This is a genomic window from Vibrio sp. 1069 (assembly GCF_033340555.1).
The window spans coordinates 1-538 of the sequence record NZ_JAWOWP010000861.1 but is presented as its reverse complement, the minus strand read 5'-3'; the positions used below and the strand labels follow the sequence as shown (position 1 = coordinate 538).

The window sequence follows — 538 nt, the reverse complement described above, 5'->3', positions numbered from 1 at the left end:
AAGGTCGTCTAACGAAAGGCCAAGAGAACGCGATGAACGAGTGCTGGCCAACAATGGGTATCGACTACAAAGCAGAACTTCTTGATTGGAAAGAAGTGTTTGGTAACGATAATCCAGTCGTACTAGAAATCGGTTTTGGTATGGGTGCTTCATTAGTTGAAATGGCAAAGAATGCGCCTGAGAAAAACTTCTTCGGTATTGAAGTACATAGCCCAGGTGTTGGTGCTTGTCTTTCTGATGCACGCGAAGCGGGTATCACTAATCTTCGCGTAATGTGTCACGATGCGGTTGAAGTGTTTGAGCACATGATCCCAAATGACAGCCTTGCTACGCTACAGTTATTCTTCCCAGATCCTTGGCACAAAAAGCGTCACCACAAGCGTCGTATCGTGCAGCTTGAGTTTGCTGAAATGGTTCGTCAAAAGCTTATCCCGAACGAAGGCATTTTCCACATGGCAACAGACTGGGAAAACTACGCGGAGCACATGATTGAAATCATGAACCAAGCGCCAGGTTTCGAAAATATTGCGCAAGACGG

The 538-nt window shown here is 46.1% G+C and carries 1 protein-coding gene; it reads left to right on the top strand.

Features of this window, described 5'->3' with window-relative positions:
- On the top strand, positions 1-538 hold a 538-nt coding region (gene trmB, locus R7040_RS29480), incomplete at both ends, for a tRNA (guanosine(46)-N7)-methyltransferase TrmB (protein ID WP_318098053.1).